The organism is Pseudorhodoplanes sp., from assembly GCF_035565795.1.
Lineage (GTDB): Bacteria > Pseudomonadota > Alphaproteobacteria > Rhizobiales > Xanthobacteraceae > Pseudorhodoplanes.
The window spans coordinates 1-6,142 of record NZ_DATMRV010000191.1 but is presented as its reverse complement, the minus strand read 5'-3'; the positions used below and the strand labels follow the sequence as shown (position 1 = coordinate 6,142).

6 protein-coding genes are annotated in these 6,142 nt (G+C 63.5%); 3 read left to right on the top strand and 3 right to left on the bottom strand.

Annotated features, from left to right (window positions below):
* The coding region (locus VNZ93_RS17025; protein WP_325707684.1) for an FAD-dependent oxidoreductase at nt 1-177 on the bottom strand (177 nt) is incomplete at its 3' end.
* A gap of 396 nt (nt 178-573) precedes the next feature.
* Entirely contained in the window at nt 574-2,211 is a 1,638-nt protein-coding gene (locus tag VNZ93_RS17020; RefSeq protein WP_325707681.1) for a GMC family oxidoreductase, read from the bottom strand.
* 151 nt (nt 2,212-2,362) lie between these two features.
* Between VNZ93_RS17020 and VNZ93_RS17015 the strand changes: the two genes are divergently transcribed.
* The gene (locus VNZ93_RS17015) at nt 2,363-2,833 is read left to right on the top strand and encodes a DUF3237 family protein (protein WP_325707678.1); all 471 of its coding nucleotides are present in this window, start codon (nt 2,363-2,365) and stop codon (nt 2,831-2,833) included.
* On the opposite strand, the gene VNZ93_RS17010 is transcribed toward VNZ93_RS17015, so the two are convergent.
* Nucleotides 2,818-4,200: an MmgE/PrpD family protein gene (locus tag VNZ93_RS17010; protein ID WP_325707675.1), complete on the bottom strand. Its 1,383-nt coding sequence runs from the start codon at nt 4,198-4,200 to the stop codon at nt 2,818-2,820. The genes VNZ93_RS17015 and VNZ93_RS17010 overlap by 16 nt on opposite strands.
* A 119-nt stretch (nt 4,201-4,319) precedes the next feature.
* Here VNZ93_RS17010 and VNZ93_RS17005 point away from each other — a divergent pair, with 119 nt between their 5' ends.
* Nucleotides 4,320-5,885, top strand: a complete 1,566-nt coding sequence (locus VNZ93_RS17005) for a long-chain-fatty-acid--CoA ligase (protein WP_325707671.1) — start codon at nt 4,320-4,322, stop codon at nt 5,883-5,885.
* Nucleotides 5,886-5,951: 66 nt separating this feature from the next.
* Nucleotides 5,952-6,142, top strand: a 191-nt coding sequence (locus VNZ93_RS17000; RefSeq protein WP_325707668.1) for an NAD(P)-binding domain-containing protein, incomplete at its 3' end; no start/stop codon positions are given.

Below are 6,142 nucleotides of genomic sequence, written 5' to 3'. Positions count from 1 at the left end.
GAAGATTTCCATCGAGCGAGCCGACACATGGTTGCTCTTGACGCTCGGCGGCTCGCCGCGTCGCCGCCGCTCGACCACGACCACGCTGATGCCATACGACGCCAGCGACATGGCGGCCGTCAATCCGACCGGCCCTGCTCCTGCGATAAGAACCTGAGTGCGTAACGTTTCGACCACGACCTCGTCCCCGTACGAGTGCAGCGCCTAGTTCAGCGCAACTCGCAAAGGCGCGCCAGCCTCATTCCGGTAGGCTGGATCCGGGTCAAACGGGCGCGCGCGGCGCGCAGCGCAAGCCGCCTGCATGGACGCTGGCAAGGGGTGATGGCGCCAGGGGCGGGATCGAACCACCGACATTGCGGTATTCAGGCTGGCGGGCTCCCGCTCTCATCGGAACGATTGTCAGCTTCCAGATCGACGTAAGCGCCTGGCCCCCGCAGCAGCACTTCGTTCCCGCCGGGAGGGGTCAGTGGCTTGCGGTCGTAGGCCTGCATGGCCGGCCTTTTACCCGATGCGCGACGACGCCCTGGCGCCCACGCAGGTCTCGGCCAGGCCCGAACCCGGGGGATCAGACGGTCACACGCCCTGAGCTGCCGGCAATGGCGACCGCCCACGAATCATGTCCGCGGCCTTCTCTGCGATCATGATGACCGGGGCATTGGTGTTCCCGCCGATCATGCGGGGGATGATCGAGGCGTCGACCACGCGCAGTCCCTCGACCCCGCGCACGCGCAATTGCGCATCGACTACGTCGCGCTGGTCCTTGCCCATGGCGCAGGTTCCGACCGGGTGGAAACAGGTCTGCGACGACGCGCGGATGTAGGCTTTCAGGTCTGCGTCGCTTTGTACCTTCGGCCCGGGCCGGATCTCGGCGCCCCGCACCCGGTCCCAGGCGGGGGCCTCGAGAATGCGCCGCGCAAGGCGGAGCCCGCGCAACATATCGTCGATGTCATCCGGCTCACTGTAGAAGGCCGGATCGATCACCGGCGAGGCGTCAGGATCCGGTCCCGCAAGCCGGACCGTTCCGCTGCTCTTCGGCCGCAGCAGGATCGTGATCAGGCCATAGCCATGACCGATACCCATGCGGCCATCCGGCGTACGCTCGGCCGGCATCAGGATGAACTGGATGTCTGGCCGATCGAGGCCAAGGCGCGAACGCACGAACCCGCCAGCATGCAGCGCGGTATTTGCAAATATGCCGCGTCGGAACAGCGCGTAATTGACGACACTTCCGGCAAGCCAGGGCAGCGTCCGCCACGAAATGCCGTAGGGAATTGTCGTCGGCGTCGAATATTGCACGGGCGATGAGATGTGGTCCTGCAGGTTGCGACCGACTTGCGGCGCGTGGTGCATCGCCGCGATGCCGTGCCGCTGCAGTTCGGCGCCATCACCTATCCCCGAACGCATGAGGATCGCAGGCGACGCAAAAACACCCGCAGCGAGAATAACCTCGCGCCGCGCCGTGATGTGGCGCGGCTTGCCCGTCTCTATGATCTCAACACCGGCAGCGCGCCGTCCGTCAAATGTGACGCGGGATGCCAGTGCGTCGCAGATAATCGTGAGGTTGCGTCGCGCCTTCGCATTGCGGAGGAACGCGGTCGCGGAGGATTCGCGCCGGCCGCTCCGGACCGTCACCTGCCTTCTTCCGAATCCTTCCTGTTCGCGCCCGTTGAAATCCTCGGTCCGCGGAAACTGAAGAGAGTCCGCCGCTTCCAGCATGATATCGGTCAGCGGGTTGTAGCTTTCGCAATCGGCGACATTCATCGGCCCGCCGACGCCGTGATAGGGCGACGCGGTAAACTGCTCGTTGTTCTCCGATTTGCGGAAATAGGGCAGAACCTCGGCATAGGACCAGCCGGGATTTCCCCACGCGGCCCAATCGTCGTAATCGGAGCGATGACCGCGAATGTAGATCGTGCCGTTGATCGAGCTTGAACCGCCTAGCACACGCCCGCGCGGCAGAAAGATCTTGCGGTCGTCGACGTGCTGCTGCGGCGCAGACCAGTAGCACCAGTTGAGCCGCGGATGCTTGATCAGCCAGGTCACCCCGAGCGGTATGTGAATTAGCGGATGTCGATCCGGCGGTCCTGCTTCGACGAGGCAGACGCGGACCCCAGGATCTTCGCTCAGCCGGCCAGCGAGAACGCAACCCGCCGAACCACCACCGACGATCACGTAGTCAAACGCCGCATCGTCCTGCGATCCGTCGGGCATTCATCCTCCCGCGGCATGGCTGCCGCTCGTGCAGCGTCGTTGACATCGCCCTATTTCGATTAGCAGAATGACATTCCAAAATCGGGCTTGCAACAGTCCGGGCTCGCGATGGCTTTTGCCGGGCGAAGACAACAATGATCGGAGGAAACCCATGGCGCCGGTGACGCCCAGGCTCGAGTTCGTTTTCAGGATCAAGATGATGCTCGGCATCCGACAGAAGTTCGGTCCGTTGCCGCAAGGCAGCATTCGCGGCTTCGTTTCGGCCGCCGGCGGTACAGTGGAAGGCCCGCGGCTTAACGGGCGCGTGGTGCCCAACAGCGGCGGCGATTGGGCGCAGTATCGCGAGGACTACACCGTAGGCTTCGACGCCCGCTACATGCTGGAAGCCGACGACGGCACCCCGATCTACATGATGAATCGCGGCTTTCGGCACGCATCGCCTGAAGTCGCTGCGCGCCAGGAGGCGCTCGAACCGGTCGAGCCGTCGGAATACTACATGCGCATTGCGCCCACCTTCGAAACGCCGGTGGGCAAACATGACTGGCTGACCCGCACCATTATCGTCGGCTCGGCGGAGCGGCGCACCGATCATTCGATCTTCGATTACTACGCGGTGCTGTAAGCGAACAACTCACGCACGTCGCCCACCTTCTCCAGCTGATCGAGCCGGCCGACCATCCGGCTCGCTGAGGCGGCATCCACCGGGTGGCGTGCCGCCGCAAGGCAATCCTCGAACTTGCGCCGCATAGCGCCGTCATCCATCGGGTTGTTCGGATGGCCGAGCGGATCCATGACCTCGCGCGTTACACGGCTCTCATCGTCGAACGTGATCGTCAAGGCGCCGCGCGTCGACTGGCCCAGCGTCCAGGCAGGATTGGTCGTGTGATGCACCTTGTCAGCAAGCGCGTGCCGTTTCGGATCAGCCAGACTCTTGGCCGAGAAGTCGTGCAGGGTCACATCGCCCCGGCCGAGCGCCACGGCAACGGTAAACGGAATTGAGAATTTCGCGTCGATAGCCGTTTTTGGACGACGCTTCTGCTCGGGCGGCTCACACAACACGGCAAAGAACGGACTGACCGTGACATCGATCCGGTGAACGCGGTCGATGTCGACCTTCTCGCGGGCGAGCGACAGCGCCGCTTCGACAAAGGCATGCGTACCGCGGCAGGACGGCCACGGCTTGAGGCTCACCTGGGCGCCTTCATACTCCTCTCCCAGAGCCCGCAGCATACGCGCGGCATCGAACTTTCCGCGCGCAAAGTTCGCGTACAAGCCCCCCGGCCCCTCGATCGGACGATCGAAAGCCTGCAGTCCGCGCCGCGCCAGCAACGCAGCCGTCACGCCGGCGCGCGCGCTGAAGCCGTCGCGCACGGCACGCAGATGCGATGGCGGAAAAGCGACAAGCGCGTCGCTGAACACTGCCTGGCACGATGCAAGCGCGAAACTCTGCACGATCTCCGGATCGGAAAGCTTGAGCAGGCGCGCTGCGGCCGCTGCTGCGCCATAGGCGCTCAGCATAGGAATGAAGTAGAAGCCTCGCTTTTCCACGCTCTCGGTTAACCCGAGGGCGAGCCGGCACGAGAGATCCGCACCGATCGCCACCGCTTCGAGAAACGCCTGCCCGCTCACCCCGCCGGCGAACTCGGCAATTGCGAGCGCGGCGGGCACGACAGCGGCGTGGGGATGCACGAGCGTTGCGTCGTGCGTGTCCTCGAAATCGAGCGCATGGGCCATCGCACCATTGGCGAAAGCCGCCATGATCGGCGACGTGCGGACATCATGGCCGAGCACGGTGCAGCGTCCGGACTCGCCGCTCTCCTTCGCCAGCGCAACAAAGGTTTCGCAGCCGTCGCCGAGACCGCTTGCCGCAGCCATCACGCCGACCGCATCGATAATGGCACGGCGTGTGACCACTCGCACTGCTTCGGGCACGCACGCCGAGCGAACGTGTCGAGCCAGGATCGAAGACACCTCGGGCACCGCACTCATGACGTTTCCTGACGCTTCGCCGCTTATGAAGTGCGGCCTTCCGTCGTTCCTTGCGCACAAAGTAGCAAGTCGATACTGTACCATCCAGTGATATGCCATTCCGATAAACGAAATAGGGCATGACGGGAGGAAGGCTTACCCAGGGGCTGCGCCGTGCCGCGCAGGTCAGGCCTACGGGCGTCGCCGCGATTGACGGCGCGCATCGCTATTCCTGGAGCGAAGTTCAGTCGCGCGTTGCACGTGCAGCCGAAGTCTTGCGTCGTGGCGGCCTGTCGGAGGGCGGGCGCGTCGCAATCCTCGCGCTCAACAGCCATCGCTATTTCGAGATCTATTATGCCATCCCTTGGGCCGGCGGCGCGATCGTACCGCTTAATACGCGTCTCGCGCTGCCGGAGATGCAATACATCATCGAGGATTCCGGCGCAGAAATCCTGATTGTCGACGACAATTTCGTGGAAATGGCGCGCGCGATTCGCGAACGCGTTCCCACCCTGCGCATGCTGCTGCATATCTCGGACGACCGGCCGCCGGACGGATTTGTGGACTACGAGACGGCAATCGCCAAATCCGAACCGGCCGCCGACGCCGGACGCAGCGGCAAAGATCTTGCCGGAATTTTCTACACCGGCGGCAGCACCGGCAAGGCGAAAGGCGTCATGCTGAGCCATGACAACCTCGTCACCAATGCGGTCAACGGCTGCTACATGATCGGCTACGATCCGAGCAGCGTTTATCTGCACGCGGCCCCGATGTGCTATCTGACCGACGGTATGTCGACCCTGTCGATCACCATGGCATCGGGCACGCACGTCTTCATCCCACGCTTCGAAGTCGACACCTGCCTCAATGCGATGACCGAGCATCGCGTCACGAATATCGCGCTGGTTCCGACCATGATCGGCATGATCGTGAACTCGCCCGGCATCGAAAAGCGCGATCTGTCGCATCTGCGGCAATTCATGTTCGGTTCCTCGCCGATTACCGAAGGCACGCTCAAGCGCGCGGTCGAACTCTGGCCGAACATGAAATTCCTGCACGGCTGGGGCATGACGGAGCTTTCCCCGATCGGCAGCATGTTGCCGCATCACCTGCGCCTGCCGCAGGTCGCGGGCGACCGGCTCAAGTCATGCGGTGTCGCGCCGCCGAATGTCGAGGTCATCATTGCCGACGAGGACGGGCGGGAAGTGCCTCGCGGGACGATCGGCGAGATCCTGGTGCGCGGCCCGATCGTGATGCAGGGCTACTGGAACAAGCCCGAGGAAACCGCAAAGGCCTTGCGCGGCGGCTGGCTCCATACCGGCGACGCCGCGATCATGGATGACGAAGGCCTGATCTATATCGTCGACCGGCTCAAGGACATGATCATCAGCGGCGGTGAAAACATCTATTCGACCGAGGTCGAGAATGCGATTTCGGTGATGCCGGAGGTCGCCGAGGTTTCTGTCATCGGCATTCCTGATCCGAAATGGGGTGAAGCCGTGCACGCGATCGTCGTGCCGCGCAATGGAGCCGCATTGACGCCGGAAGCCGTGCAGGCGCATTGCCGCAATCTGATCGCCGGATACAAGTGCCCGCGCAGCGTCGAGCTTCGAAGCGAATCCCTGCCCGTCTCCGCTGCCGGAAAGATCCAGAAGAACGTGCTGCGCGAGCCTTACTGGCGCGAGAAGGACAAGCGGGTGAACTGACCGCATCTTCGTCAACGCCGCGGGTCAAGAACAACACAAGACGCGGTCAGAGTATGGGAGGTCACGATGTCTGATAATCCGATCGCTCCCCCGGCCCGCGTCGGCTTTTTCGGCATGGGCGCCATGGGTTGCGGCATGGCGGTCAATCTCGTGAAGGCGGGCTTCACCGTATCCGCATTCGATCCGTCGGCAGAAGCGCGCGCAAACTTCGAGAGCCGCAGCGGCGCGAAGGCCGTTTCTACTCCGCGTGAAGCCTG

Bases quoted from the DNA above. Each gene is read 5' to 3' on its own strand.
- VNZ93_RS17020 (WP_325707681.1), bottom strand. From the start codon at position 2,211: ATGCCCGACGGATCGCAGGACGATGCGGCGTTTGACTACGTGATCGTC.
- VNZ93_RS17015 (WP_325707678.1), top strand. From the start codon at position 2,363: ATGGCGCCGGTGACGCCCAGGCTCGAGTTCGTTTTCAGGATCAAGATG.
- VNZ93_RS17010 (WP_325707675.1), bottom strand. From the start codon at position 4,200: ATGAGTGCGGTGCCCGAGGTGTCTTCGATCCTGGCTCGACACGTTCGC.
- VNZ93_RS17005 (WP_325707671.1), top strand. From the start codon at position 4,320: ATGACGGGAGGAAGGCTTACCCAGGGGCTGCGCCGTGCCGCGCAGGTC.